General features: G+C 56.2%; 39 protein-coding genes and 1 pseudogene. 26 read left to right on the top strand and 14 right to left on the bottom strand.

The features are described 5' to 3' along the window. Nucleotides 1–65: 65 nt before the first annotated feature. From RX972_RS04600 to RX972_RS04590, 3 genes are read right to left on the bottom strand one after another with little or no spacing between them, the layout of a single operon-like run. On the bottom strand, nucleotides 66–1175 hold the full coding sequence (locus RX972_RS04600) for a tyrosine-type recombinase/integrase (RefSeq protein ID WP_316872805.1): 1110 nt from the start codon (nucleotides 1173–1175) through the stop codon (nucleotides 66–68). Continuing rightward, complete coding sequence (locus RX972_RS04595) at nucleotides 1175–1414, bottom strand: hypothetical protein (RefSeq protein ID WP_316872803.1); 240 nt, start codon at nucleotides 1412–1414, stop codon at nucleotides 1175–1177. The genes RX972_RS04600 and RX972_RS04595 overlap by 1 nt, the downstream gene beginning before the upstream one ends. Nucleotides 1415–1450: 36 nt before the next feature. Then, nucleotides 1451–1735: a hypothetical protein gene (locus RX972_RS04590; RefSeq protein WP_316873036.1), complete on the bottom strand. Its 285-nt coding sequence runs from the start codon at nucleotides 1733–1735 to the stop codon at nucleotides 1451–1453. 74 nt (nucleotides 1736–1809) lie between these two features. Between RX972_RS04590 and RX972_RS04585 the strand changes: the two genes are divergently transcribed. Further along, nucleotides 1810–1986: a hypothetical protein gene (locus RX972_RS04585; RefSeq protein WP_316872802.1), complete on the top strand. Its 177-nt coding sequence runs from the start codon at nucleotides 1810–1812 to the stop codon at nucleotides 1984–1986. A gap of 41 nt (nucleotides 1987–2027) precedes the next feature. On the opposite strand, the gene RX972_RS04580 is transcribed toward RX972_RS04585, so the two are convergent. Genes RX972_RS04580 through RX972_RS04570 form a run of 3 tightly spaced genes read right to left on the bottom strand, consistent with a single transcriptional unit; the run spans nucleotide 2028 to nucleotide 2655 of the window. Beyond that, nucleotides 2028–2195, bottom strand: a complete 168-nt coding sequence (locus RX972_RS04580; protein WP_316872801.1) for a hypothetical protein — start codon at nucleotides 2193–2195, stop codon at nucleotides 2028–2030. Next, the gene (locus RX972_RS04575; protein ID WP_316872799.1) at nucleotides 2192–2347 is read right to left on the bottom strand and encodes a hypothetical protein; all 156 of its coding nucleotides are present in this window, start codon (nucleotides 2345–2347) and stop codon (nucleotides 2192–2194) included. The genes RX972_RS04580 and RX972_RS04575 overlap by 4 nt, the downstream gene beginning before the upstream one ends. Next, on the bottom strand, nucleotides 2344–2655 hold the full coding sequence (locus tag RX972_RS04570) for a hypothetical protein (protein WP_410478195.1): 312 nt from the start codon (nucleotides 2653–2655) through the stop codon (nucleotides 2344–2346). The genes RX972_RS04575 and RX972_RS04570 overlap by 4 nt, the downstream gene beginning before the upstream one ends. A 1362-nt stretch (nucleotides 2656–4017) precedes the next feature. Here RX972_RS04570 and RX972_RS29415 point away from each other — a divergent pair. Further along, nucleotides 4018–4800: pseudogene (locus tag RX972_RS29415) on the top strand (MCP four helix bundle domain-containing protein); the annotation flags it as partial. Beyond that, complete coding sequence (locus tag RX972_RS29410; protein WP_410478194.1) at nucleotides 4795–5658, top strand: methyl-accepting chemotaxis protein; 864 nt, start codon at nucleotides 4795–4797, stop codon at nucleotides 5656–5658. The pseudogene RX972_RS29415 and the gene RX972_RS29410, both read left to right, overlap by 6 nt. A 277-nt stretch (nucleotides 5659–5935) precedes the next feature. Here the strand turns inward: RX972_RS29410 and RX972_RS04560 are convergent, their stop codons facing one another. The 5 genes from RX972_RS04560 to RX972_RS04540 all read right to left on the bottom strand — a co-directional run bounded on the left by RX972_RS04560 (nucleotide 5936) and on the right by RX972_RS04540 (nucleotide 9092). Beyond that, the gene (locus RX972_RS04560; RefSeq protein WP_316872795.1) at nucleotides 5936–6751 is read right to left on the bottom strand and encodes a YfdQ family protein; all 816 of its coding nucleotides are present in this window, start codon (nucleotides 6749–6751) and stop codon (nucleotides 5936–5938) included. Nucleotides 6752–6787: 36 nt separating this feature from the next. Next, the gene (locus RX972_RS04555) at nucleotides 6788–7135 is read right to left on the bottom strand and encodes a hypothetical protein (protein WP_316872794.1); all 348 of its coding nucleotides are present in this window, start codon (nucleotides 7133–7135) and stop codon (nucleotides 6788–6790) included. A gap of 91 nt (nucleotides 7136–7226) precedes the next feature. Then, nucleotides 7227–7796, bottom strand: coding sequence for a hypothetical protein (locus RX972_RS04550; RefSeq protein WP_316872793.1), 570 nt, complete (start codon nucleotides 7794–7796; stop codon nucleotides 7227–7229). Next, on the bottom strand, nucleotides 7793–8161 hold the full coding sequence (locus tag RX972_RS04545) for a hypothetical protein (RefSeq protein WP_316872791.1): 369 nt from the start codon (nucleotides 8159–8161) through the stop codon (nucleotides 7793–7795). The genes RX972_RS04550 and RX972_RS04545 overlap by 4 nt, the downstream gene beginning before the upstream one ends. Before the next feature lie 745 nt (nucleotides 8162–8906). Beyond that, a complete protein-coding gene (locus tag RX972_RS04540) occupies nucleotides 8907–9092 on the bottom strand; it encodes a hypothetical protein (protein ID WP_316872789.1) in 186 nt (61 codons plus the stop codon). A gap of 399 nt (nucleotides 9093–9491) precedes the next feature. Here RX972_RS04540 and RX972_RS04535 point away from each other — a divergent pair, with 399 nt between their 5' ends. Then, nucleotides 9492–9809, top strand: coding sequence for a DUF1654 domain-containing protein (locus tag RX972_RS04535; RefSeq protein ID WP_316872788.1), 318 nt, complete (start codon nucleotides 9492–9494; stop codon nucleotides 9807–9809). A 54-nt stretch (nucleotides 9810–9863) separates the two neighbouring features. Here the strand turns inward: RX972_RS04535 and RX972_RS04530 are convergent, their stop codons facing one another. Further along, nucleotides 9864–10691: a S24 family peptidase gene (locus tag RX972_RS04530; protein ID WP_316872787.1), complete on the bottom strand. Its 828-nt coding sequence runs from the start codon at nucleotides 10689–10691 to the stop codon at nucleotides 9864–9866. A gap of 88 nt (nucleotides 10692–10779) precedes the next feature. Here RX972_RS04530 and RX972_RS04525 point away from each other — a divergent pair, with 88 nt between their 5' ends. The 14 genes from RX972_RS04525 to RX972_RS04460 all read left to right on the top strand — a co-directional run bounded on the left by RX972_RS04525 (nucleotide 10780) and on the right by RX972_RS04460 (nucleotide 18176). Then, a complete protein-coding gene (locus RX972_RS04525) occupies nucleotides 10780–10986 on the top strand; it encodes a hypothetical protein (protein ID WP_316872784.1) in 207 nt (68 codons plus the stop codon). A gap of 69 nt (nucleotides 10987–11055) precedes the next feature. Then, nucleotides 11056–11478, top strand: coding sequence for a phage regulatory CII family protein (locus RX972_RS04520; RefSeq protein WP_316872782.1), 423 nt, complete (start codon nucleotides 11056–11058; stop codon nucleotides 11476–11478). A gap of 1 nt (nucleotide 11479) precedes the next feature. Continuing rightward, nucleotides 11480–12016: a hypothetical protein gene (locus RX972_RS04515; protein ID WP_316872779.1), complete on the top strand. Its 537-nt coding sequence runs from the start codon at nucleotides 11480–11482 to the stop codon at nucleotides 12014–12016. Between the two features lie 410 nt (nucleotides 12017–12426). Next, complete coding sequence (locus RX972_RS04510) at nucleotides 12427–13095, top strand: phage regulatory protein/antirepressor Ant (RefSeq protein ID WP_316873025.1); 669 nt, start codon at nucleotides 12427–12429, stop codon at nucleotides 13093–13095. Between the two features lie 11 nt (nucleotides 13096–13106). Continuing rightward, nucleotides 13107–13880 (top strand): helix-turn-helix domain-containing protein, encoded by a 774-nt coding sequence (locus RX972_RS04505; protein ID WP_316872778.1) that lies wholly within the window; start codon nucleotides 13107–13109, stop codon nucleotides 13878–13880. After that, entirely contained in the window at nucleotides 13880–14536 is a 657-nt protein-coding gene (locus RX972_RS04500) for a replication protein P (RefSeq protein ID WP_316872777.1), read from the top strand. The genes RX972_RS04505 and RX972_RS04500 overlap by 1 nt, the downstream gene beginning before the upstream one ends. Continuing rightward, on the top strand, nucleotides 14529–14738 hold the full coding sequence (locus RX972_RS04495; protein ID WP_316872776.1) for a hypothetical protein: 210 nt from the start codon (nucleotides 14529–14531) through the stop codon (nucleotides 14736–14738). The genes RX972_RS04500 and RX972_RS04495 overlap by 8 nt, the downstream gene beginning before the upstream one ends. Beyond that, a complete protein-coding gene (locus RX972_RS04490) occupies nucleotides 14729–15031 on the top strand; it encodes a nuclease domain-containing protein (RefSeq protein ID WP_316872772.1) in 303 nt (100 codons plus the stop codon). The genes RX972_RS04495 and RX972_RS04490 overlap by 10 nt, the downstream gene beginning before the upstream one ends. Continuing rightward, the gene (locus tag RX972_RS04485; RefSeq protein WP_316872770.1) at nucleotides 15028–15462 is read left to right on the top strand and encodes a VRR-NUC domain-containing protein; all 435 of its coding nucleotides are present in this window, start codon (nucleotides 15028–15030) and stop codon (nucleotides 15460–15462) included. The genes RX972_RS04490 and RX972_RS04485 overlap by 4 nt, the downstream gene beginning before the upstream one ends. After that, nucleotides 15459–15728, top strand: coding sequence for a hypothetical protein (locus RX972_RS04480; protein ID WP_316872768.1), 270 nt, complete (start codon nucleotides 15459–15461; stop codon nucleotides 15726–15728). Before RX972_RS04485 ends, RX972_RS04480 begins: the two co-directional genes overlap by 4 nt. After that, the gene (locus tag RX972_RS04475; RefSeq protein ID WP_316872765.1) at nucleotides 15725–17002 is read left to right on the top strand and encodes a site-specific integrase; all 1278 of its coding nucleotides are present in this window, start codon (nucleotides 15725–15727) and stop codon (nucleotides 17000–17002) included. The genes RX972_RS04480 and RX972_RS04475 overlap by 4 nt, the downstream gene beginning before the upstream one ends. A gap of 2 nt (nucleotides 17003–17004) precedes the next feature. Continuing rightward, nucleotides 17005–17301 carry a hypothetical protein gene (locus RX972_RS04470; RefSeq protein WP_316872763.1) on the top strand — a complete coding sequence of 99 codons (297 nt, stop codon included), beginning with the start codon at nucleotides 17005–17007 and terminating at the stop codon, nucleotides 17299–17301. Next, on the top strand, nucleotides 17301–17609 hold the full coding sequence (locus RX972_RS04465; RefSeq protein ID WP_316872762.1) for a hypothetical protein: 309 nt from the start codon (nucleotides 17301–17303) through the stop codon (nucleotides 17607–17609). The genes RX972_RS04470 and RX972_RS04465 overlap by 1 nt, the downstream gene beginning before the upstream one ends. 3 nt (nucleotides 17610–17612) lie before the next feature. Further along, nucleotides 17613–18176, top strand: coding sequence for a hypothetical protein (locus tag RX972_RS04460; RefSeq protein WP_316872760.1), 564 nt, complete (start codon nucleotides 17613–17615; stop codon nucleotides 18174–18176). Between the two features lie 268 nt (nucleotides 18177–18444). On the opposite strand, the gene RX972_RS04455 is transcribed toward RX972_RS04460, so the two are convergent. Together RX972_RS04455 and RX972_RS04450 are read right to left on the bottom strand one after the other, a co-directional pair. Beyond that, nucleotides 18445–18870, bottom strand: coding sequence for a type II toxin-antitoxin system HicB family antitoxin (locus tag RX972_RS04455; RefSeq protein WP_316872758.1), 426 nt, complete (start codon nucleotides 18868–18870; stop codon nucleotides 18445–18447). Between the two features lie 51 nt (nucleotides 18871–18921). Further along, entirely contained in the window at nucleotides 18922–19101 is a 180-nt protein-coding gene (locus tag RX972_RS04450) for a type II toxin-antitoxin system HicA family toxin (protein ID WP_038413159.1), read from the bottom strand. A gap of 120 nt (nucleotides 19102–19221) precedes the next feature. Between RX972_RS04450 and RX972_RS04445 the strand changes: the two genes are divergently transcribed. The 8 genes from RX972_RS04445 to RX972_RS04410 all read left to right on the top strand — a co-directional run bounded on the left by RX972_RS04445 (nucleotide 19222) and on the right by RX972_RS04410 (nucleotide 22150). Beyond that, entirely contained in the window at nucleotides 19222–19593 is a 372-nt protein-coding gene (locus RX972_RS04445; RefSeq protein WP_316872754.1) for a chemotaxis protein, read from the top strand. Next, the gene (locus tag RX972_RS04440) at nucleotides 19593–19931 is read left to right on the top strand and encodes a hypothetical protein (protein WP_316872752.1); all 339 of its coding nucleotides are present in this window, start codon (nucleotides 19593–19595) and stop codon (nucleotides 19929–19931) included. Before RX972_RS04445 ends, RX972_RS04440 begins: the two co-directional genes overlap by 1 nt. Then, nucleotides 19928–20425 (top strand): DUF2514 family protein, encoded by a 498-nt coding sequence (locus tag RX972_RS04435; RefSeq protein WP_316872751.1) that lies wholly within the window; start codon nucleotides 19928–19930, stop codon nucleotides 20423–20425. Before RX972_RS04440 ends, RX972_RS04435 begins: the two co-directional genes overlap by 4 nt. A 56-nt stretch (nucleotides 20426–20481) precedes the next feature. After that, entirely contained in the window at nucleotides 20482–20712 is a 231-nt protein-coding gene (locus RX972_RS04430) for a hypothetical protein (protein WP_316872750.1), read from the top strand. Between the two features lie 29 nt (nucleotides 20713–20741). Further along, the gene (locus tag RX972_RS04425; RefSeq protein ID WP_316872748.1) at nucleotides 20742–20876 is read left to right on the top strand and encodes a hypothetical protein; all 135 of its coding nucleotides are present in this window, start codon (nucleotides 20742–20744) and stop codon (nucleotides 20874–20876) included. Between the two features lie 68 nt (nucleotides 20877–20944). Next, complete coding sequence (locus RX972_RS04420) at nucleotides 20945–21265, top strand: HNH endonuclease (RefSeq protein WP_316872745.1); 321 nt, start codon at nucleotides 20945–20947, stop codon at nucleotides 21263–21265. 150 nt (nucleotides 21266–21415) lie between these two features. Further along, nucleotides 21416–21976, top strand: a complete 561-nt coding sequence (locus RX972_RS04415) for a terminase small subunit (RefSeq protein WP_316872743.1) — start codon at nucleotides 21416–21418, stop codon at nucleotides 21974–21976. After that, nucleotides 21977–22150 carry a hypothetical protein gene (locus RX972_RS04410; protein ID WP_316872741.1) on the top strand — a complete coding sequence of 58 codons (174 nt, stop codon included), beginning with the start codon at nucleotides 21977–21979 and terminating at the stop codon, nucleotides 22148–22150. Nucleotides 22151–22164 lie beyond the last annotated feature (14 nt).

Here is a 22164-nt window from a genome sequence, read left to right as displayed (position 1 = left end):
CGGTGTTTGAGCCGTTTTCATTTCTAGCCCTATAATCAAAACTGAATCAATATAAAATCAAAACATCAGCCCGAAATCTCCTTGATATCGAGGTCGGCGACTACTTCTGACCAGATGATGTCGTTGTGATCCTTCTGGTAATTCCGAGTCATCCCCTCCGTTGTATGTCCCGCGATTTTCTGTCCGTCTTTGCCCGCCCGTTTGTACAGGTGGAGCGAAAGTGCGCGCACTTCATGAAAGCCAGGCTGCTCAGCCTCGGTCCACTTGCTATAACAACCTGCCGCGTCCCGAGCTTCTTTGAAAGCCCTCGTTAAAAACCTTTCCTCGACCTTCGTCCAGTGCGCCTTGCCTCGAGCCTGCGATTGCTTTTTCCGCTCCGGCTTACGGTGGACAAGGTAAGGCGATGCAATATCGTCGCGGCACCGGGAAATAACTGCCGCCAGTTCTTTCGTAAGGGCGAACTTGATCCAGCCCGCGTCACTGGCCTTTTCTGTTTTGCTCTGGACTACGTGCAGTCCTCCATCGTGGACATCGCTAAACTTCATGTTCAGCACATCGCTACGGCGCTGGGCGGTGATCAGTGCCAAGTCGATGGCGTTCTGTAGCCACACCGGAGAGGCTTCGCGAATCGCTTTCAGCCCCTCGATAGTGTGCCGCTTGCGCTGCTTCTTCTCGATTTTCGGGATGGTGCATGCGGCAGGATTGTCAGGACACAGTCCTTTGGATGCGGCGTGGTTGAAAACGTCCACAAGTAACGCCCTGGTCTGGTTCGCGCCGCGCGCTGTCATACCGTCAAGCATTTCGGCGATGTGTCGGATGGTGATCTGATCTATCGGCTGATCACCGAACGCGGCCTTGATCTGCTTGGCGCGCACCTTGTATAGGGTCAACGTGGCCTTCGCCAGCTCGCGCGGCGGAAGGATTTCACGTTCGTAGGTATCAAGAAACGATGCAAGGGTCTGCGTAGCACCCATGACACCAGACACCAGATCGGTGCCCGCCATGAGCAGGCTGTTGAGCTGTTTTGCTGCTTGGACCGCCTTATGCCGGTCCGTACCCATGCCGTGCCATGCCCCTGTATCTGGGCGGCGGTATTTGAATGACTCCCCGCCATTATTGGCATAGAGGTTTGGCGGAAGCCCCTTGTGCTTGAGGCTGCGTGGGCGTGGCGACATTAGGCGGCTCCTCTGAGCACCGAATCAACCAAGTCGTTTCCGGTTGCGTTTTGGTAGGAGGTCCAGTCGATGAACCAAAGCTTCCCGACGCGCTCGCCGGGAAGGTCATCGTTCTTGATCTGGTTGCGGATAGCTTGGGAGCAAAGCGGTGTACCGTTCTCTCCCCACACTCGGCGCTGAAACTCGCTGATCTTCACCAGCTCGCGGCGCGCCTGCACCGCTTGGCGCTTTGGTTTCATGTGGTGCTCCAAGCCGCCCTATGGCGGCAGAAGGGGTTAGGCGGATATCTTGCTGAGCGCCTCGTCGGCAACCTTCATCGCTGCTTGGGCGTTATTCACATAGGCCGGGTCGAACCCGCCGCACAGGTGAATGGTTGCCTGACAGGCCCGCAGGTTTTCTCGGGTGAGCTTGAGCGCGGCTGCCAGTTCGGCGATGACGGCTGCTGATTGTTGATGCAACGCAATGTCGACATCTGTAGGGCGGGGCATACCGCCTTCACGTTTTTCGATGCGCTTTTCGAGCCGTGTCAGAAGTGGTCGATCATCCTGTTTTGTAGGCATAGCGAATCCTCGCCCGCCGATCACCGGCAGGCTTTATGGTTTAATAGGAAAGGTTCTTAAGGAGGGTTGCAGTCGTGGATAAAGCGTTTAGACAGCCGATGTTTGTTGTCGGCATCCCGTTCACCGTGTGTGGTGTTGTGTTCGGCTTAAACGGTCTGATTGAAGAACGCACGTTTGCCTACATGGCACCGGGTTTCCTAATCCCTGGGCTGATCTTCATGCTGATCGGTTGGAGGCAGCGGAATAAGTGAGCGACAGCTAACAGCAGGCATGAAGTAGGGGGAGGTTTGAGTTACTTAGTTTGCTTCAGCGCTTCCGCGGCGCAAGCCCGGCCGAAATCAAGCATCTGCTCGAGCGTGTAGCCCGGTACTTCTCGGTCAGGTCCAAGAAAGCCCATGTGCCTGGGTGGGTGAGGAAGCGTTACAGCGACCGGCATGAGTTTGAGCTGCACCTCACTCACGCTGCCTCCTTGGCCCGCTGCCACCCGTACCAGGCTTTCGCCATGTACCGGTCCAGATAGCTGCCGTTTTTCATGCGCTGGGTTTGGCACCATTCGAGGTCGCAGTTGTTGTCTTCGGCGTAGGCCTGTTCGAATGCTTCGCGGTTGCTCATGGCGTCAACACTCGCCGCGCCCACCAGCACACAGGGCCATCATCGGTATCGTGAATTGCCAGGCAGAACCATTCTTCGCCGTCTGGCCGGTCCGGCTCCCAGTAACTGCAGTCAGGGTCGCCAGCTTCGAAGTAGCGTTCAGAGACCGCTTCGTCGCTGTGATACTCGAGTTCAACCCTCGCCACCTCAAGACCTTGTTCAGCGATCCAGGCCTTGCACCTATCGCCGTCACCTTCGTCGAAATCTGGAAGATCGGGGTGCTGGAAGAAGCCGTTTTCGTCGCGGCGTACCGGCCAACTTCGGATCAGTGGAAGCCGATCAAGCCGCTCGATTTCGGCCAGTAGCAATGCCGCGGCCTTGACCAGGTCCCGGCGTCGATCGGAACTCGGTTTGAATGTCGCTTCACCCCATGGCCAAAGCGAAGTAATCGACCTAGCGCTGCCTGCGCAGGTGGCATAAGCGGCCGCGGCATCGGACATCTCGCCCTTCACATAGAGGTCATCGCGGTAAAGCGAATAACCTTCCGCTGTTACCTGACGCTGGCGCTCCGCGACCACATCACGTGCTGCGCTGTTGAGTTGAACTACGTTTCCTTCAGGCATGACTTCGTCCCTGCCGCTACAGCGGCTGATTGTAAAATTGAATGGAAGTTGAGTCCGTCCTGAAGAATTGTGACGTTTATATGACTCTATGCGGGTGAGAAACATTCTTATGACTGCCCGGTCGTCTGTTTGTTAGAAACATCTGTGCAGACGTAATTTCCTGGTGTCTCATCATCAACCTCTCGAGAAGATGCAAAAATGGCTATTCAAAGAAGGCGTGCCGAAGACAACAGCCGCGACTTATTGGCCCAATTAAATCTCGCCACAGCAGAGATGATGTCAATGCCTGTGGGCAGCATTGGTGGATGCGACTGGCGAATTGCTCAATCACGCCAAGAGCAGGCATTTCTGAGATGGCACCGCTACATAACTAACCCGAATGTTCAGACTCTCATAGAGCCTCCGTTTGGGGTTAATTGCGTCGCTTAGGCGGATCCTCTGATGAATTCGGATACTAAATACTCTGATATTGGGTGACGGTGTGCGCCGCCCAAGCGACCGGCGAGGTAGACTTCGAGCTGTGCACCTTGCGATTTGTCAACCGGCTAGGATAGCTACTTGGTCGAGGGTAACTAGCAGTCTAAGCGGTAGCGCATATGTCCTTCCAACGTTGCTCCGTAGGGATTGATATCGGCGGGCTTGACCACATCTAATCCCTGCCCGTGGAAGCGTATGGCTTTGGTGGCGAAGGCATGCTTCCTAACCCCCAGGGTGAGGATCAGTCAATTGCGTTAGCTTTATTGAATGCCGCTTGGGCTTGGTTCGATTCAAAAGGTCACTTTTAGACGAAAGCGCAAGTCGTTGGATCAGCCAGTTCGACCAGCTCATGAGCACGGAGGGGTTAGAGGACTCGAAGAGGGGGCTTGTTTTTAATAGAAGCTCGAAATCTATCCATGACGATCAGGTGCACTTTTGTTGCGTTGTATTCGTCCGGCTACTTCATCTGTCTGAGTCATGGAACGTTACTGGCCTACGCCTAATCGTCCGATGGTCGGATTCATTTCAAGTTAGCTCCGCCGAGGCCGATCATTGGAGTCTTCGATCCTAAAACTACTGTCGAGTACCTTCATGTCCTGGATGACACATCTCAAACTGAAGCCCAAGCTGCTGATCGCATTCGGTTTGTGCGCGCTAATCACCGTCGTCGTGGCGGCTCTCGGCCAGTCGGGTATTTCCAAGCTGTATGGCCAAACGCAAGACATCGTTAGCAATAATCTAGTCTCAATACAGAAAACTGACCTGATCAAAGCAAATGCCATTGCCACCAATCGTGACTTTTTCAAGGCCATCGTGCTGACCGCTGCCAATGCCAGTGCAGACGATATCAGTGCTGTCATTCAGTCTTATCGTGATAATCAAATCGAATCTCATACCTCCTTCAAGACTTATCGGGCCACGCCTTTGGCACCGGATGAGCGTGCTGCTGGCGACGATTTTGAACGTGATTGGCCTGCCTACATTGCGGCGTTGGACTCTGGTTTCGAGGCACTCAAAATTGGTGATGTAGGGTTGGCCAGAACGATTGCTATCGACATCGTGACCCCGGCATACAAAAAAGTTGTCAGCGAAATAAAGATCATGACCGAGTCAAATGCTCGCCAGGCGAACGAAACGATTCAAGCCGCAGCGAGTACAAACGTTCAGGTTACCTGGGCCCAGATTATTGGATGCCTGATTGCCATCGTTTGCGCGGTAGCGCTCGGCATGATTGTGACGACCATGATTACACGTCCCATTTATCGATCGGTGGAAGGGGCGGGCCGGGTTGCAAAAGGAGATTTGTCCCACCCTATCGAAGTTCAAGGTAGTGATGAAACCGGGCAGCTCTTGCAATCGCTGTCCGACATGCAAAGCAACCTTAAAGGCACTGTTCAGCAGATTGCCAATGCATCGGACCAACTTGCATCTGCTGCGGAAGAGCTTACGACTGTCACTGAGACCAGCACGCGCGGGCTAGTCACGCAAAATGACGAAATCCAGCAAGCGGCCACGGCAGTCAACGAGATGACTGCTGCCGTCGAAGAAGTCGCGCGTAATGCAGCCAGCACATCGCAGATATCCAGTCAGACGGCTGAAGACGCGTCAAAGGGCCAGAAACAGGTACAGCAGGCCGTGACCGCAATCAATAATGTGACCTTGGAAATTACAGACTCTACTCAGCGCGTAGAGGCCTTGGCCGGGCAGATTCATGATATCACCAAGGTTCTGGAGGTTATTCGAGGTATTGCCGAACAGACAAACCTTCTAGCCCTCAACGCCGCGATCGAGGCCGCAAGGGCGGGTGAGCAAGGTCGAGGTTTTGCTGTCGTGGCCGACGAGGTCCGCGCGTTGGCTCATCGCACCCAATCTTCAACGGGTGAGATCGAAGCCATGATCGATCGGGTACGTAACGGAGCCGACGAAGCGGTGCAGGCCATGGGTAAAAGTCGGACGCTAGTGCAAAGCACTCAGGCGTTAGCGACAGAAGCAGGGCTAGCGCTTGAAAGAATCAGCGAAGGCGTTAATCAGATCAACGAGCGGAATTTGGTGATTGCGAGCGCTGCAGAGGAGCAGGCTCAGGTAGCCCGTGAAGTAGACCGCAACTTGGTGAACATTCAGGATCTGTCTACGCAGACGGCTGCAGGGGCTAACCAAACTAGCGCATCGAGTCACGAATTATCACGGCTGGCTATCTCGTTCAATACACTGGTTAGGCAATTCAAGATCTAGAAATGAAAAAAATTAGCCAAGCCTTTATAGGTTTCGGGCATTTTTCCCAGCTTGCCTGAATAGAACAGCAGTCGTTATAGCTGCCACGGAAGCGCTGGCTGACTCTCTCGTTCTCAGTAATGGAATTAGGTAGGTAGCTTAGCCTCACGCTTACCTAACGTTTAAAGGGGTCGCAGTTATGGTTTGGCAGAAGTAAGAACTGAGGAAGTCTCGTCCTTCAATTCGCTGCTGACAAATTAATTTTCCGGATCGTCGCCCCTTAATAGGGGCGACATGTTCAGTTGGTGTTGAATGAGCCCAATGCGAGCTTAGCGGCTTCACTGATTTGAGCATCAAGCACCGACTTGAACTCTTGCGCGATTTCTTCGCGCTGCACGTCCTCGCCAACCCAGCGCAGTTTTAGGGCTGGCTGCGCGCCGCTGGTGATGACAGAGATGCGCAGAATGATCTCGCGCACCGACAGTCCTTCGAACGGCACTACTGTGAAGATCAGCGATGTGGGCAGGGTTTCTTTGCTGGTTGCCTCGATGGCATCCATGGCGCTGCGGCTGGCGCGGGTCTCGCTGACGGTGTGATCACTTTCCGAAATAGCCTTAACCGAGATGGTGCGCACGGCTGCAATGGCTTTGACCAGACTTATGTCCTGATTGTCCTGGCCTACCGCCGACAGAGTGCTGTGCCAGTCCTCGATCCAATCGCTCATGTCTTTCTGCGACATGGCCCGGCCGTTAATTGCTTGCACGGCCTGATAACCTGCGGTCGCCTTGAGCTTCAACACGGCCCGGTCATCTGCATGGCCTGGCGCAAGCGCGTCACCAAGGTTGAACAGCACAGCGCAGGTCATCTCGTCCTGGTTGATGAAGCCCTGGGCATCCGCGACGTTGCGGTCAACAACGTACTTGCTGAAGTCCAGTAGCGAGTTGGTGGAGAAGGTGCCACGGAAGCGGCTACGGCCAGCGCTGAACTGTTCGAGGCTGACAATCTTTGCGCCTTCAGGCAGAACTACTGTCGGTGTATTCGTTTCCAGCGCTTTTGCGGAGGCGATCAGCGCGGTGTCCGTGATCAGTTGTACAGCTTCTTTCGTGAGTGACATATGTCGGCTCTCTGTTGGGGAGGATTTGAGTGGGGATCAGGTGCGGCGCGGGATTGGCGCTTCTTCCCGGGTGAACATCTGGTCGTGCTTCTCGGCAAACAGCGAAATCTTGCCGCCGGATCCGACATACATCGGCGTGTCGAGGCTGGTGTTTTCGCTGCGGGTGCCGCGCTTGGTGGGCACCTTGTAGTCAAGCTTGTGCTTGATCTTCACCTGGGCTGATTCGCCGACCTGCGAGAAGTCCAGAGTGATGACCAGTTTTCCGGCTTTGCCGTGATCCACCACACCGGCGGCGACTTCGGAAAGGGCGTGGCCGATCTGGCTGGCGAATGCACCGCCGTTCAGTTCTTCGAGAAACTCGGCGGTATCGGTTGCGATGGACATGGGCATTTCTCCGGAAGGGCCTTTAGCCCGCTGGGTGGAATTGATAATTGAAGGGGGCGACGTCGCTGGTTGGCGCGCGATTGCATGCGCCTCATTGGCTTGGGTGCCGCACTGGGTAGTCGATGTTGTATTGGCCGATCAAGCGCCGCATCTTCACCTTGCTAATTCCCAGTTCTTTGCACGCAGCTTTACGGGTCAGACCTCGATCACGAGCCCCCTTAATCCGGACAACGTCCAGCGCATCCGCTACAGGGTCTACCGGTCGGCCTGTCAGATTCGGCCGAGGGTCATGCTCTTTGAACTTAAAGCCGTTCTCTGCTGCTAAGCGGCGCATGATATGGCGGCCAAAGCCAAACTCTTTTTCTGCCGCAAGCCTGCTCATGCTTGGAGCTCTAATACGGAGTTCCTCCAGAACCGCGTCTGGCACTTGCACGCATGGGACCGTAGCCGTTCGTTTCGGCTTCGGAGCGTCCACGGGCTTCGCTTTCTTGGCGACCGGGAATTTACGGCTGTAGGCAGCGGCGGGCGGCTTTGGTTTCACCACGAAACCTTCCAGTACATGGATGGTGCCGCCTTGGGCAAGGAACCGTTCGATAGCCGCGTTGTGCTCTGCTGACGTCTCTGTGTTTCGCTGAACCCCGCTCAGCTCCATGCTGATCATGGGTGCGCACCGAAGAAGGCGAACATGCCCATGCAGAACGCGACGATGCAGATCCAACGCAGCATCCAGGTGGCGAAGTCGGCAGGTTTCTTGGTTGGCCGTCGTGCCTGAACAGCCACCGGAGCCTCATCACGACGCTTGGCGAAGCGCACGGCCTTGTCGATGCCGGTGCAAACAGCCTTGGTCTGATCGGTTTTGCGATCCACTACGCTGAATTCGTTGTTGCCGCACGGGACCACCTGAAAGCGCGGGGCGCTGGCAGGGTTGGTGCGGCCAACCTTGCTGTAGAACTCGGCGGTGGACAGGGTGCAGCGTTCGCGCAGGCCTTGGTAGATGGCCTGACTTTGTTTGATTGTCTGGTTCATAGGAATCTCCAGGACCGCATGGTCAGATGCCAGGCACCGGTGCCCAAGCCCGGCGTGAAAAACCAGCCTGGCGCCTGCCGATGCGGCAGTATTGGTTGGGGTAAGAAAATAGAGTTCAGCTATTAACTGGATTGATGGTCCAAAGCTGAAGGCGCCTGTAACATTGGATGCATTACTAGGTCATTCTCACTGGACAAGCTGTATGCTTTGCTCATCATGTCAGCAGCTCATGGCTGCAAATTCGTCAAGCGTGGAGTCGTTTGATGTGAACCGCATGGAGCGATCAGGTCCAACAATTCGTCAGGAGGACCGAAACGGCCTGCCTCACGTGTGTACAACCTGTCAGGCGCATTGGATTAGGTGGTCCCTCTTCTCGAACAAAGGTTATTACTACTGGCAGCTTCTTAATATCTAGCCTAATCAGTGGTGTTTGCGCTTACGGGTAAAATCATTTTCGTTGTGTCCCCCAGCAGGCATCCGCTTCGACACTTTGACTAACTGTCTGTGACACAAAGGCATAGCGGAGACGGCATTGAATCTGCCGATGCGGTCGTATTGGTTGGTGAGAGTGATGCAGGGGGCCGCTTTCGCGGTGTGTACTCAGCCGCAACGGGGTGTGATCTGGTGAGGATTTACTGCGCTCTCGGCCCGGAGGCTTACTCTGCACACCAGTCAGGTCACACTCCGATGCGCTCTCTATGAGAGGATCGGGCAGTTAACGTCAGGCTGACGTGGCGCTGGTTGTTCATGCTGCGGCTTTGCAGTCGGCAGCAGTCATGCGGTGACCGTCTTCCTGCTCAACGACGTGCACGCCATTGGTGTATCCACGCTCGGTGTTGAGTCTGTTCGCCTCGCTAATGCAGGCGCTCAAATCCTCCTGGGCGAATACCTGAAACTCGCCGCGCACGGTGATTCGGAAGACTTTATTCATGTTGTTACTCCCGTTGATTTCCCGTCTGGCCCTGTCGCCAAGGCCAGCCAGTGAAATCGAGTAATTCTCAGTCAACCTTGCGTGCCGAATACCGGACACGGAAGCGGGCTGTGTTTCGTGTTGTTCCCTGAACTCAATTGCCGTCTGGCGTCAGGGCCTGTCTTTGGGTTTTTAAAGAGCGCTTGGCCGAGTGACCAAGATCGCTGCGGAGAAACGCTGCGATATGGCTAATTTAGGAAACTAAACAGAAAGCGTCAACAGTTATTTTAGATAACTTAACAACCGGTTTTGCAAATACCGATCTCGGCCCGCTCAGTCAAGACTTACGATTCCAAAAAACGTGGGGTATGCTGCTCGAAAACTGTATGTATATACAGCTATTCGAAAGGAGTATTCTACGTGGCTAAGAAGCAGGGTAAACCAGCAGTACGCGAAGAGATGAGCGACATGGAGCGCCTCGGGCTGCGCGTTTCATCAATGATCAATCACCCAATTGCACAGCAACAACGGTGGGTAACAATCCATCGTCTTGATACAGACGGCGACCGCGAATGGGAGGAGGTTTTAAGCCTGCTTGCAGAGACAGAAGCGCTTGATATGACTTTCAATGATGACGGATCGGTGACCCTGGAGTGGGAGGCGCTGGACGATGATGACCCGACGGTGCACCTTCATGATGAGCTTTCGGTCGTCGATGAGGAGCCAACCCCTTTCTGAGCGCCCATAAAAAGGCCCGCGGATATGCGGGCCTTCTTTTACATCGCTGCGAGGCTAGGCCTTCTTGGCGTTCCAGATAAGCAGCACCTTCGCATGAATAGTCACGTCGTCAATTCTTGCGGTTTGGTTCTCATAATGCTGGTTATCAGAAATCAACCGATAGTGCTCTTCGTCCATGCGCATGATCCGTTTGATATACAGCTCTTGGTGCCAGGTGACTACGTAGATACCCTCGCCGATGAACTCGGAAATGCCTCGATCCACGATCACCAGGTCTTTATCGTTGATCGTGCCCTCCATGCTCTGACCCCATCCAGTGATCATCGCCAATGCGGCCGGTGAGGTGTAAGTGACACCTTTTTCGCGAAGCATCTCTTCTCGAACAACCAGGTTACGCACAGCCTCATTGTAGTCAGCCGGTACCTGGCCGTGCCCCATCGCTCCCCGAACATCGTACTGAGGAATCAATATCTCCTCTTTCAGTGGGCGGAGCGAGGCGTAGTTAGAGGGCAGGTAGGTTTGCCCGGTTTCTGCGGGACTGTCTGCTTCAACCGCTGCCGCAAGAACCATCTCGCGCGCTTTTGTAGAGAGATTTTTCCCCGCCTTGGACGCCAACATGTGAGCCACCAATTCAGCGCTCGAAGATCCTGGCTTCGGTCCATCAGCGACCGCGTCGGTAGGCGATCCGGTTCCTTCAGATAGCCAGTCAGGGGAGCACTCTAGCGCTTTCGCAAGCGCGAGCAGGTTCTTTCCCTTAGCCCCATTGGTCCCAGACACCCAAAAACTGACGGTCGCTTTCGATACGCCGGTCATTTTGCTTAGGTCGGTAGCGCTGAGACTCAAGGTCTTCATGCGTGAGGTGACGCGGTCTTTAAATTCCATATTTAGGATTCTAAACATTTCACTGTTTAGATAACTTGCCTTGTAGTGTTAAGAACTCTAAACTCGACGCAGATATTGGAGAGGCACCATGACCTACGACGAAGCCCTGAAACATTTTGGTACCGGGCGCGCTATTGGCGACGCCCTAAGCGTGTCCGGTAGCCGTGTTTCGCAGTGCCGTACAGCCGGCGGTTTCTCCTACCCGATGCAGTGTGTGCTTGAGAAGGAATCCTCAGGTGCATTGGTCGCAAAGCGGGAAGACGACCCGGCGCAAGCGTTAAAGAAATCCGCCTGACCGGGCACGAGAAACAGTTTGCAACCCTTGATGGCTCGATGCCACTGAAACAAACGTGAGGTTTTACGAATGGAAGCTTTCTTGGATGCATGCCAAGCCGCGGTGAAAGAAAACGAACCAAAGGCTTTGGCCGCAAAGATGGGGCTTTCACATGTGAGCCTTCTGCAGCGCGCCAACCCAGACAATGATGCCCATCACCTGACCATTGAGCATCTGTTCGGCTTGATGTTGCACACCGGCGACCACCGTCCTCTTCAGGTGCTGGCGCGTGAGCTTGGGTTTGAAGTGGTGGCTCGCGTCCCACAGAAGCCAGTCAGCCTTAACCAAGCATTGCTGCACCTTTCTTCTGAAATGGCTGAGGTGACCCTTGAGGTTTGCCGTGCACTGGAAGATGGACGGGTGTGCCAGACGGAGAAGGCTTCGATTAGCCGTGAGATCGGGCACACCCGGCAGAAGCTGGACCTGCTCGAAGAATCTGTGAAGGTGGCCTGAAATGGATAGAGATGAATTCTACAAACTCGGACTAGCTTCAGGGTGGCTGGCAGTTCCGGAGGGCGCTAACGCGCTCAGTGCCGATGAAAGAAAAATTGCTCTGAGTGCGATTGCTAGCCGCGCAACGGGAAGCCCTGCGAATGCGGCGGTTGAGATTCTTGCGGGGAAAGCAGTTCTCGACGGGCGCCACTTACCGATTTTGGTTTGGGGGACGGATGTAACTCGTGAGGAAAAGGCCGCCTGGCACAAGTCCGAGGCAGCTTTCTGGGATGCATCCGCGCTGCGCTTTGCAGAGCTCACAAAACCCCCGGCGCGAGGATCGGAGCAGGAAGCGGAGCTATCCGAATCCCCATCAACTGCTTGCGAAGCGCATTTGGTAGATAGTCGGCAGTTCAAGGACAGCGAAGTCGTGAGTCCTGGGCTGCTCGAAGCCGATGAGCAAGGCCGAAAAGCTTTCTATGACGCGATGGTTAAGAACGGGGTTTATCAGAGCGAAAACTCTTCCACATCTGGCCGTAATCAACGAGACCAGAAATGACTTCGTCCGGTATGGACTGGTACGACAAATTCGATTGGGCGTGCTCAAGCTCGCTATCGAACTCATTTAAAAGTCGGGCGAGCAGCACTGGCGGCAAGCATCTGGCCATCGCAATAAGCATGGTGTTAATCCCAACTATCTCGCCCTTCTGCTGGTTGAGCTCGGCAACCAACTTATCAAATTCTTCAGTCATGTCCGGCCTCCGAGGCCTTTTCGTGTGGAAGCCAAAAGCTACCACGGATGCGCCGGACACCTATAACGCCTGAACGACAGGCACAAAAAAGCCGGTGGCTAGACCGGCTTCTTCAACAACATTTGTGAGGTCAATTATGCACACCATAACCACTCCGAGCAATACCCCGGCTGATTCGTCAGTTGTGGCTAATCAGAAAATACTGACGCGTCAGGTTATGTCGTCGCGCGAGATCGCCAATCTGACTGACAAGCGTCACGCGAACGTAAAGCGCGACATCATCGCAATGATTCAGGACTTGAACGGAGATGTGCTCAGTTTTGAGCACATCTATCTGGACGGCCAGAACCGTAAGCAGGTCGAGTATTTGCTTGATCGCGAGCACACCGACTGCTTGTTGACCGGCTATAGCGCTGGTCTTCGCATGAAGGTGATCCGCCGCTGGCGTGAACTGGAAGGGCGTGTGATCGGACAGTTCCAGATTCCGGCATCGTTCGCCGAGGCGCTGCGCCTGGCTGCCGAACAAGCGGAACAGAACCAGCACTTGCAGGCTGTCATTGATCGTCAGGCACCAAAGGTCGCGGCCATCAAGCGCTTAGCCGGTGCCTGTCGCGCGATCTGCATCACGGACGCTGCCAAGCAATTGCAGATCCGCCCGGCCCAGTTGTTTGACTGGCTACACCAGAACCGGTGGATCTACCGCCGGGGTGGCTCAACTCGCTGGATCGCCATGCAGCCACGCATCACTGAAGGCCTGCTCATCCACAAGGTAACGGCGCTGCGCCCAGACGAAGAGACTGGCGTTGAGCGTGCCGCCTTTCAACCTCTTGTAACCCCCAAAGGCCTTGTCGTTCTGGCCGAGAAGAATATTGGAGCAGCACTGTGAGTGTTCAAGCTATGGCCTGGGCGCTGCAAATCGCCAAGACCGAACTTTCCGATTCAAGCGCCCGGCACGTGCTCCTTTGCCTGGGTAACTACGCCAGTTCTGATGGTCGTGGTGCTTATCCATCTGCCAACACATTGAGCGAAGACACCGGCCTTTCTGAGCGTACCGTGCGTTACAAACTGGACCTGTTAGAGCAGGGTGGTTTCATCGTCCGCGGTAACCAAGCACTTGCCGCCGTGTACATCGAGCGCCACGACCGACGCCCCGTTGTTTACGACCTCCCACTGACACGAGGTGCAAACACTGCACCCCGTTCAAAGCGGGGTGCAAATGACGACACGGGGTGCAACCAGCAACAGAGCGGGGTGCAGAATTCGACAGATCGGGGTGCAGAATCTGCACCCAATACATCACCTAACCATCAAGGAACCGAAGAGCAGCTTCAGCGTGATTTGGATGCTGAGATTGAGCGGCAAGACCAAGCTTCCGCGAATTGCACAACCCCTGATCGCCGCTTTGCAATGTTCGCTACCTGGGAGCCTGACGCAAAATCCCTCGCTGATCAGGTGGCAATCGCTGGCTTGCCTGCCGGTTGTGTTCCGGAAGAGGCGGTTCGCAAGTTCAAGGGGTTCTTCGTCGCCAAGCCAAACACCTATGACTCGTCTGCTGGCTGGTGCTACCGGCTTGTCGGTTGGGTCAAGCGGGAGCGGGTGAGGGCCGCCGGAAAGGGGCAGGAGCCTGATTTTGATGACACCGCTTGGGGCGATGACTTGGGGGGCCTGTGATGAAGACCGTATCGAACATGCTGCAAACCCTTCCGAACCTTCCGCCGAGTGAAGTTGCGCCGCTCAAGGCTGACAGCGGCACGGTTCAAGTGATCAACGGCTTGTTTCGTGAGCTGATGGCGATCTTCCCAGCCTGGAAGCAGGCCTGGCCGGATCAGGAGGCGATAAGCGCTGCCAAGGCTACGTGGACCAAGGCTTTCATGGCCGAGAAGATCACCAAGATCGAGCAGATCCGCTTCGGTATCGAACAGTGCCGAAAGCTCGGTACCGACTTTGCACCAAGCGTTGGCCGGTTCATTGGCATGTGCCAGCCCACACCTGAAATGCTGGGCATTCCACCGCTGGCCGCTGCGCATCGTGAGGCTTGCCGTAATGCCCACCCCGCGATGGCCGGGAAGTGTAACTGGTCGCATGATGCGGTATGGCACGCAGCCAAAGAATGCGGATTCCAGAATCTGAACAAGCTTGAGAGCTCGCTCAGCCTGAAGCTTTTCGAGCGCAACTACGTCATCACCATTCGCCGCATGATTGCTGGTGAGCCGCTGCAGAAGATGCCGCTTGCCCTGCCTGCTGCGGCACAAGGTCGGATCACCCCGGAAGTAGGCAACAAGGCGCTAGCTGAGTTGCGTGCCCATCGCGGAGGTGCTCGTGGCTGATCGACGCCTTGCTGTTCCAGAGATAGAAACCTACCGGTTCGCAGTGTTCTGCTGCTCTTTCAAGGTAGAGCTGGGTTCCACGCCTGATCACGCTCTAGCGTTGTTCGTTGATGCGGCCATGGCTCAACGTTACGGCGCTTTGATGTGGCCAACCACATACGAAGTGATCGACATTGTCGCGGGAGCCAGGGTATGCGCGTGACCTCAAAGAAACTCCGTGCCTCGGCCAATGGCCAGGACTGCACAGTTCGCGTTCCGGGCGTTTGCAATCACAACCCAGAAACTACCGTCCTCGCGCATTTGCCGTGCGGCCAGAAAGGCATGGGCATGAAGGGCTTCGACACCGTTGCGGTGTACGCCTGCAGCGCGTGTCACGACGTGATCGATGGTCGTGGTGCGGGCGATATCGACTGGCAGGACATGCCTCGCGCAATTGCCGAAACCCACGAAGCCCTGATCAGGGCCGGAATTCTCACCGTGAAGGGTGCCGCATGAAGCCCGCAGTGATGAAACTGTTCAACGTAAAGCCAAAGCGCGCCAAGCCCATCGACCGCGAAGGATTGGAGCAGGCCGCGCTCATGAAGGAAATCAGCCTGCGCTATCCGGCTGCCGCGAAGCTGATCTACCACGTTCCGAATGGTGGTGGGCACCGGCACAAGCTGGTCGCCATCAAGCTGAAAGATCAGGGCGTGAAGGCGGGTGTTCCTGACCTGGTGTTGCCGATGGCGCGCGGCGGTTACTTCGGCTTGTACATCGAGTTCAAGGCCAAGCCGCCTTTTGATGCGGCGGTATCGGCCAGCCAGGACGCATACATCCACGCGCTCACCGAGCAAGGCTATCTGGCCATCGTCTGCCGTGGGCATATCGACGCGTTGGAGGCTATCCGCGCATACCTACTCCAGCCACAGACGAGGGCAGTAGCGTGAACCACCAATTCAACGTCAGCGATCTTGCGCTGACTAGGGTATTTGATACCGAAATTCCAGCTGGTAGTCAGGTAGAGCTTGTTGAGCGCATAGAAAAGGGAGACATGCTTCGCGGTAAGGAGTGGAAAATGAAGGCACCTACGGCGGGGTGGTATGTCGTGCACCCTGGTTCCGGTGGGCGTACCGCTTATGGAGAGCGCGAGCTCATTCCACTGAGCGGTGACTTCGCTCCTACAGAGCAAAAGTCTGAGACGGTGCCAGCATGACTGCCGCCGTGCGCATCACCGACGCCGAAATCAAGCGTCAGTCCTGTGGGAGCGAGCGGGACGTGCGCGACGTGGAGAACCGGGGGCTTTACCTGCGTTTCACGCGGGACCGGGCGCGGGCATCGTGGTACCTGGTCATCAAGGGCGAATGGAATCTCATCGGCTCCTACCCTGATCTGAATTCAAAGCAGGTTATTGCCGCGCTACCCGGTATCCGCCTGCGCCTCGCCGCCGGTGCCGGTACCAACCTGTCGAAGTGGGTGCTGACCGGCGAGCTGCTCGACTGGTACGCCGACCGAATGGCTCGCGACCGAAGCCTGTCCGACAAGCGCAAGAAGACGGGCGCGTCACTGATCAAGTGCCACCTAAAGCCGCGCCTCGGTTCCGTGCCACTGACCGGCATCGACAAGGCCACCCTAGATGATCAGTTCATGTGGCCAGCGCAGGAAACCATTGGCATCGACTACGTGCGTTCGGCATTCCAGTTGCTGGCCTTGGCATTCCGTCAGGCATTCAAGTTGCGTCTGATCGCGGCCAACCCAATGAAGGACATCAAGTTCAGCGACTTCTCGAAAGCCAAGGTCGGCATCAAACCGTCACGGCTGCGCGGTACCCAGTTGCAGGACCTGATCACACGCTTACTCGCCGCCATCGAGGACGCACCGGCTGACGGTCTGCTGGCCCTGATGATGCTCTGCCACGGCACGCGTATCGGCGAAACCCGGCAAGCCCGCTGGTCTCACATCAGCCTGGCTGAGCGCGAGTGGTTCATCCCGGCCGAGAACACGAAGACCGGTGTCGAGCATCACTTGCCGCTCACTGACCAGGTGCGCAGCCTCTTGATGAGCTATCGCGACCTTCAGTGGGCCAGTGGGTACAAGGGCCAGTTCCTGTTCCCATCGCGCAGTGGCAAGGCGCTCAGTGAAGGGCAGGCCAGCGCTGTATTCAAGCGGCTGGGGCAGGGTGAGTGGACCAGTCACGACCTGCGCAAGGTTGCCCGCACCGGCTGGGCAGACATCGGTATCGACCACCTGATCGGTGAGCTGCTGATCAACCACGCCATGGGCCATAACGTGAAGGTGTACATCCAGTCTGACGTGATGAGCCGCAAGCGTGACGCCCTTGAGAAGTGGCACGCGCACCTAGATTCAAAGGGCTTTGACCGCATTCAGACATTGACCGGCTTTAGATCGGGAGATTCTGGTAATGCGCTGCAAGCCACGCAGCACATGGCCTGCGACCCCATCCAAGAATCAACCATAGGCGAGGTTTAAAAGTGAAGAAAATCGACGAAGCCCGCGCCCAGTTCGAGGAGCGCTACCCCGTTCCGAGCGGTGCGCACTGGAATCCTAAGGTTGGCCCTGTAGGCGACTACACCTTTTCTTGCAAATCCTGTTGCTCCGGGGATCGACTGGCCCGGTATATCGCTCGCTGGGAAGCCTGGCAGGCCTCCCGCGAAACTCTGCGCGTCACCAACCCGTTCCCTGCCCAGATGGGTGACCCGGATGCATTGTGGGCTCGGGAAGTGGCGGAGAAGTCGCTGCGCAGCCAAGGCTTGAAGGTGGTCGGATAATGAAAAAGCACGGCCCAGACTTCCGCAAGGCATTAAAGCCGGTCAGGGATTGCCTCGACTGTCGCGGGACCGGCTTGGTCACCGGCGTGTTCCATCAGATGGATTGCGCCACCTGCAATGCGTCGGGCTGGGTTTGTGAGGCGACCGGAGAGGCGCTGCCGCTGGCCGAACTGGTTCTGCAACTGAATATGAAGCTGCGTGCCATGGCTCGCGATCTGGCGTTGGCCGGTCAGCCCTCAGGCGCTCAGCAGCAATACGAACAGAACAACCGCCGTGGGCCAGGTGGCTCGCACTACACAGGGGATTGAGCGATGGGCATGTATAAAGACGTGATGGGCACCCTGGTACGCGTGCTGGCCGCCGACAATATCGACAACAGCACCAAGCAGTCATGGCAAAAGCTGATTGATGCCGATCTGCGCCAAGGCGGGAATGGCAGCACGCTCTCCCCGCGAGATAAGTTCGATTACGACTGCTGCCTCTATGCACTGCTGCATCGCCAGCTTGATCCGGCGCAGTGGGACGTCTTGGTCGCGAAGTACTCCACGCACAAGGCCAATAAGGTGGCAGCTATCGGTCGATTGGTGGCTCGCATGGTCTCGCCTGCGCCTCATCTGTTCATCTATAAGGCGCTGACCGCCTGGGCTATCCCGAAGCTGAAGGGCATGCAGAGCGGGAAGCGTTCGACCGACATGATCGTGCTGCCCGCTGAGTTCTACGACATGAACAGCTGGGATGTTGAGGGTAAGCCTGAATCCACCCGACGCCGCTGGAGGACAGGTATAGCCAAGCGACTGGAGTCGCTGGAAGAGGCGGCAGTTATCCACGCGACGGAGATATTCGACCGCGAGCAGATCTTTATTGATGCCGCTTGACGTAGTGGCGAAATGATCATAAATTAGCCCCATCATGTCTATCTTGCGCGTTATGAGAGACGACACATAAAGCCCAGCCATCCGCTGGGCTTTTTGCTTTCCGCGATTCTTTCGAGCCTCGGCATTTGCCGGGGCTTTTTTCGTTCTCGGCTCCACCACACCCATTGCTCCGAGCTGGGAGGGCTGTCGGAGCTGACTTATACAAATCCCTCCACGCCTCTTGCCTCGGCAATGCACAAATTTGTGAGGGCCTCTTTCGCCCCTGTGTTCAAGCGGCCTCGACTGAAACGGTCAGGCGTTTGCCCAGGGCTGCAAGAGCAGTTTCCACCTGTTCCATCTTGGATGTGTGCAAGAAATCGACAAGCCGGTCGCCTTGCACCTGGTGAACACCGAGAAGGCGGCGCAGATCGGCTTTGCGCATATCGCGCTCCATCATTGTGTTCCAGAGAACGATTTTTGCCACGGTCACGGCTGGCAGGTACACAACGTGTTCGCCTTCCTGTGGTGGTGTCGCCTCTGGAATCGCCTTGCGGTCATCAACGTAGAGAGACAACGTCGATTCGATAGCGTCGAGCGCCTCTCGCTTCGCATGCTTGATGTCATCGCCATAGCTGTTTAGCTCTGGGAGATCACGACAGAACACGGCCATACCCGGCGCTGTATCGGTCTCAACACGAATTGCATAGTTGTACATGGTCACTCCTTGGAGGTGATCGCTCAGCATTCAGATGTGGTGAAGGGGCTCTCAGAGCCCCAGTTGTTTAATGATCGCCTTGCGGGTCGGTTCTGGCATTTCCTTACTGCCGTGATCCGCGAAGGTTGTCCTGTTGCCGTTTGGGGCGGTGACTTTGAAGTGGCTTCCTTTGCCTGCTTCGAAGGTCACCCCTTGGGCCTTCAACCATCGTCTGAACTCGCTGAACTTCATCACCTCGCCTCGTTGTTTGGATGGGTCCATTCTACAACATATCTGTTTTAATACAACAGATATGTTTTATTTATTTGCTCCTTTGACCGTTTCCCACGGTCCTTTTATTCAGAGGTAATGATGGACCCAACCGACCTCGGCTCAGGCACAGTCACCTGGCTGGGCGGTACTGGCACCGTATTGCTGGCTGGCTTCCTGTGGCTGCGAAAATTCCTCTCTCGGGACGCAGCTGATCGGGCAATGGACAACGCCGATATCGGCACCGTCCGCCGCCTGAATGAGTTGCTCGACTCCGAGCGTGTTGCCCGCAAAGAAGCTGAGGCCCGCGCTGACCAATTCGCCAAAGAGCGTAACGAGCTAGCCGCAGCAGTCGGCCGAATGGAAGGGAAGATTGAAGCCCTCACCAGCCAGGTCGCTCAGCTCACTGACAAGGTAACGACGCAGAGCGAAGAAATCGCGCGGTTGCGAACCAAGTTGGGAGGAATCAACTGATGGACAGATGCTCAATGGAATTCATCGCCCGCCGCTGGTGGCGTCGGATCGAGATGTGGGTCATTGCGATCCTGCTCGCTGCTGGCTCGTTCTCGCTTGGCTTTGGCGCTTCGCAATGGTCGCTTGCAAGTTGGTACAGCGGCCAAGTCGCTGAAGTGCGTCGAGGTTATGACGAGGCCACTTATCAGCGTGATATGAGGCTCAACAAGCTGGCTAAGTCAGCGACAGAGGCCGCTGCAAAGGTTGAAGGCGCTGCAGGTAAGGCAACTGAAGCTGCCGATACCGCGAGCAAGGCCGCCGACAAGGTCAACGAAGTATTGGAGCGGCAGACCCCGTGAGCGCGTTCATTAAGCTGGTCCCGATCTGGGTGTGGCTCGTCCTGTCCCTCGTTGTGTCTACCGGCTATCTGGGTTGGCGACTGGATGGCCTGAAGTCAGACAACGCTTTGCTGAACAGCGAACGTGACAAAGCTCAAGCCAAGGCCGCGTCGCTGACCGAAACACTCAGGTTGCAGCGCCAACTAACGAAAGACGTTGATCAGGTTGCCGATGATGCGAAGGCCAAGACAGACAAGGTTGCTGCTGCCGTTGTTGTTGCTGATGACCGTGCTGACAGCCTGCAGCAACAAGTCACTCGACTGCTCTCCACCCGAAAGTCCTGTGAAGCCACGGTTGCCGCTGGAAGCAAGGCAAGAGCCGATCTCACCATTGTGCTTGCCGACCTGCGTAGAAGCGCTGACGAAACGGCGGGAAGCTTGGCAGCAGCGCTTGACCGAAGTCGAATAGCTGGGCTGGCCTGTGAGGCTGCGTACACAGCGGCGCTCAAGAACTAACCGTCCCGACGTCTCAGATCTCGCCTTTCCGTGGCGCGACAATCGAGGAAATACCCATGGACAATCAGCACAAGAAAATCACCGGCTATCGCGACCTTTCGCAGTCCGAGATTGACGGCATGAACTCCATCAAGGCGCTCGAACTAGATACCGGCGAGCTTTTCAAGCAGATCAGCCAGATTGAAGGCGTCGATCCTCGCCTGCTCGCCCTGGCGAAGACAAACCTGCAGCAGGGCTTCATGTGGTTTGTACGCTCCATTGCGAAACCCGCTGATCCTTTCAGCTAGTTACCACAAACTGAATCGAGGTAGTCACTGTGACCAAACGCAACTGGTATGTGACAACTCCAGGGCACGAAACCTTCCCCCTGATTCAGCTCAGCCAAGCCATGGATCATGCATCGGCATTGGCCTTTGCCCGTTCCATCTGGCCGCAGTGCACGGTGGAATGAGTGCGACATGAATCGTGCTGATCCGGGCGGTTTGGATTACTTGCAGTTTTACTAGGCTGGGCCGCGCTATGGGTAGATTGACGACACTGAAGCCAAGAATCTCGGAACCAGAGGGCAGGAAGTTCGCAGCGCCCGTCGCTGAGAACGGTAATGAAGGTTGGGGTTCGGGCCGCGGTGGTCGGCCATGGCGTCGCAAGCGTGCCGCCATTCTGATCCGCGATGAGTACACCTGCCAGAAATGTCAGCTCGTTACCCTGGACCTCGAAGTCGACCACATCGTTAACGTCGCGCAGGGCGGGACGGACGACGAGGACAACCTGCAGGCGCTGTGTGTGCCCTGTCACAAGGCCAAGACGGCGGTTGAGGCGGCACAGGGTGGCGGTTGGTAGTTCGGCCAGCGCCCACAGAAAGCGCACTGTTATGGTGCGGAACGTCAGTGCCCCAGGGTGGGGCGGGTCGAAACCGCTGGGCTTTTAGCGCCGGACACCACTCGCCCCCGCACGCAGAGATTTTTTCACCCTATCAGGATTTTGTTAAAGATGGCTCTCACCTCGAAAAAGCGCGCTTTCATCGTCGCTGTGAGGGAAGGTGCGTCCAATAAAGAAGCGGCGATCGCCGCAGGTTGTTCAGCGAAAACCGCGTCGGCCGCAGGTTCCAGGTTGGCCAAGGACGCGGATGTGGTGCGGGAGCTCCACAAACTGAATGCGCTTTTCCCGCTCTCAGGCCATGTTAAAGCTGATGTTAATCCGGCTGTTAAACAGCCCCGTACGAAGTCTGGACCGAGCGAGCCGAAACCTGCTGGGGAGTACGTTCCACAAGCGCTACGTCGCCCCCCGGAAACGCCTGATCAGCATGAGCCCGAAGAAGGCATCGCCCGGGTGTACACCGATCCAAAAGACTACCTCCTCGACGATATGAACGATACGACTCTGGATCGCAAAGATCGCCGCGATGCTGCGAAAGCGCTGATGCCGTTCTTGCATGCTCGCAAAGGAGAGGGCGGCAAAAAGGAAGAGCGTCAGGATGCTGCGAAAAAGGCGGGCGCGGGCAAGTTCGGGGCAGCGCCACCGCCGCCTACTCATCTGCGATCGGTGAACTGAATGAGCGAGCACAGTACTGATCAGATCTCAACTTCCGGGCCATTTGCGGACCCGAAAGACTTCCTGCTCGCGGTGATGAATGACCGGCGATCGCCAACGGATATTCGAATAGAGGCCGCACAGGCCTTGATGCCCTACTACCACGCGGAGTTAGGGCAGGAAAAAGACGATTAGCTGAATCCACTATT

The sequence above is a fragment of the Pseudomonas syringae group sp. J309-1 genome (assembly GCF_032582135.1).
Classification (GTDB): Bacteria; Pseudomonadota; Gammaproteobacteria; order Pseudomonadales; family Pseudomonadaceae; genus Aquipseudomonas; species Aquipseudomonas quasicaspiana.
Note: the sequence above shows the minus strand (reverse complement) of the source record. Positions and strands in the feature narration are given on the sequence as shown.

Bases quoted from the DNA above. Each gene is read 5' to 3' on its own strand.
- RX972_RS04600 (WP_316872805.1), bottom strand. From the start codon at position 1,175: ATGTCGCCACGCCCACGCAGCCTCAAGCACAAGGGGCTTCCGCCAAAC.
- RX972_RS04595 (WP_316872803.1), bottom strand. From the start codon at position 1,414: ATGAAACCAAAGCGCCAAGCGGTGCAGGCGCGCCGCGAGCTGGTGAAG.
- RX972_RS04590 (WP_316873036.1), bottom strand. From the start codon at position 1,735: ATGCCTACAAAACAGGATGATCGACCACTTCTGACACGGCTCGAAAAG.
- RX972_RS04575 (WP_316872799.1), bottom strand. From the start codon at position 2,347: ATGAGCAACCGCGAAGCATTCGAACAGGCCTACGCCGAAGACAACAAC.
- RX972_RS29410 (WP_410478194.1), top strand. From the start codon at position 4,795: ATGCAAAGCAACCTTAAAGGCACTGTTCAGCAGATTGCCAATGCATCG.
- RX972_RS04560 (WP_316872795.1), bottom strand. From the start codon at position 6,751: ATGTCACTCACGAAAGAAGCTGTACAACTGATCACGGACACCGCGCTG.
- RX972_RS04555 (WP_316872794.1), bottom strand. From the start codon at position 7,135: ATGTCCATCGCAACCGATACCGCCGAGTTTCTCGAAGAACTGAACGGC.
- RX972_RS04550 (WP_316872793.1), bottom strand. From the start codon at position 7,796: ATGATCAGCATGGAGCTGAGCGGGGTTCAGCGAAACACAGAGACGTCA.
- RX972_RS04545 (WP_316872791.1), bottom strand. From the start codon at position 8,161: ATGAACCAGACAATCAAACAAAGTCAGGCCATCTACCAAGGCCTGCGC.
- RX972_RS04540 (WP_316872789.1), bottom strand. From the start codon at position 9,092: ATGAATAAAGTCTTCCGAATCACCGTGCGCGGCGAGTTTCAGGTATTC.
- RX972_RS04530 (WP_316872787.1), bottom strand. From the start codon at position 10,691: ATGGAATTTAAAGACCGCGTCACCTCACGCATGAAGACCTTGAGTCTC.
- RX972_RS04525 (WP_316872784.1), top strand. From the start codon at position 10,780: ATGACCTACGACGAAGCCCTGAAACATTTTGGTACCGGGCGCGCTATT.
- RX972_RS04520 (WP_316872782.1), top strand. From the start codon at position 11,056: ATGGAAGCTTTCTTGGATGCATGCCAAGCCGCGGTGAAAGAAAACGAA.
- RX972_RS04515 (WP_316872779.1), top strand. From the start codon at position 11,480: ATGGATAGAGATGAATTCTACAAACTCGGACTAGCTTCAGGGTGGCTG.
- RX972_RS04510 (WP_316873025.1), top strand. From the start codon at position 12,427: ATGTCGTCGCGCGAGATCGCCAATCTGACTGACAAGCGTCACGCGAAC.
- RX972_RS04505 (WP_316872778.1), top strand. From the start codon at position 13,107: ATGGCCTGGGCGCTGCAAATCGCCAAGACCGAACTTTCCGATTCAAGC.
- RX972_RS04500 (WP_316872777.1), top strand. From the start codon at position 13,880: ATGAAGACCGTATCGAACATGCTGCAAACCCTTCCGAACCTTCCGCCG.
- RX972_RS04490 (WP_316872772.1), top strand. From the start codon at position 14,729: ATGCGCGTGACCTCAAAGAAACTCCGTGCCTCGGCCAATGGCCAGGAC.
- RX972_RS04485 (WP_316872770.1), top strand. From the start codon at position 15,028: ATGAAGCCCGCAGTGATGAAACTGTTCAACGTAAAGCCAAAGCGCGCC.
- RX972_RS04475 (WP_316872765.1), top strand. From the start codon at position 15,725: ATGACTGCCGCCGTGCGCATCACCGACGCCGAAATCAAGCGTCAGTCC.
- RX972_RS04465 (WP_316872762.1), top strand. From the start codon at position 17,301: ATGAAAAAGCACGGCCCAGACTTCCGCAAGGCATTAAAGCCGGTCAGG.
- RX972_RS04460 (WP_316872760.1), top strand. From the start codon at position 17,613: ATGGGCATGTATAAAGACGTGATGGGCACCCTGGTACGCGTGCTGGCC.
- RX972_RS04455 (WP_316872758.1), bottom strand. From the start codon at position 18,870: ATGTACAACTATGCAATTCGTGTTGAGACCGATACAGCGCCGGGTATG.
- RX972_RS04450 (WP_038413159.1), bottom strand. From the start codon at position 19,101: ATGAAGTTCAGCGAGTTCAGACGATGGTTGAAGGCCCAAGGGGTGACC.
- RX972_RS04445 (WP_316872754.1), top strand. From the start codon at position 19,222: ATGGACCCAACCGACCTCGGCTCAGGCACAGTCACCTGGCTGGGCGGT.
- RX972_RS04440 (WP_316872752.1), top strand. From the start codon at position 19,593: ATGGACAGATGCTCAATGGAATTCATCGCCCGCCGCTGGTGGCGTCGG.
- RX972_RS04430 (WP_316872750.1), top strand. From the start codon at position 20,482: ATGGACAATCAGCACAAGAAAATCACCGGCTATCGCGACCTTTCGCAG.
- RX972_RS04420 (WP_316872745.1), top strand. From the start codon at position 20,945: ATGGGTAGATTGACGACACTGAAGCCAAGAATCTCGGAACCAGAGGGC.
- RX972_RS04415 (WP_316872743.1), top strand. From the start codon at position 21,416: ATGGCTCTCACCTCGAAAAAGCGCGCTTTCATCGTCGCTGTGAGGGAA.
- RX972_RS04410 (WP_316872741.1), top strand. From the start codon at position 21,977: ATGAGCGAGCACAGTACTGATCAGATCTCAACTTCCGGGCCATTTGCG.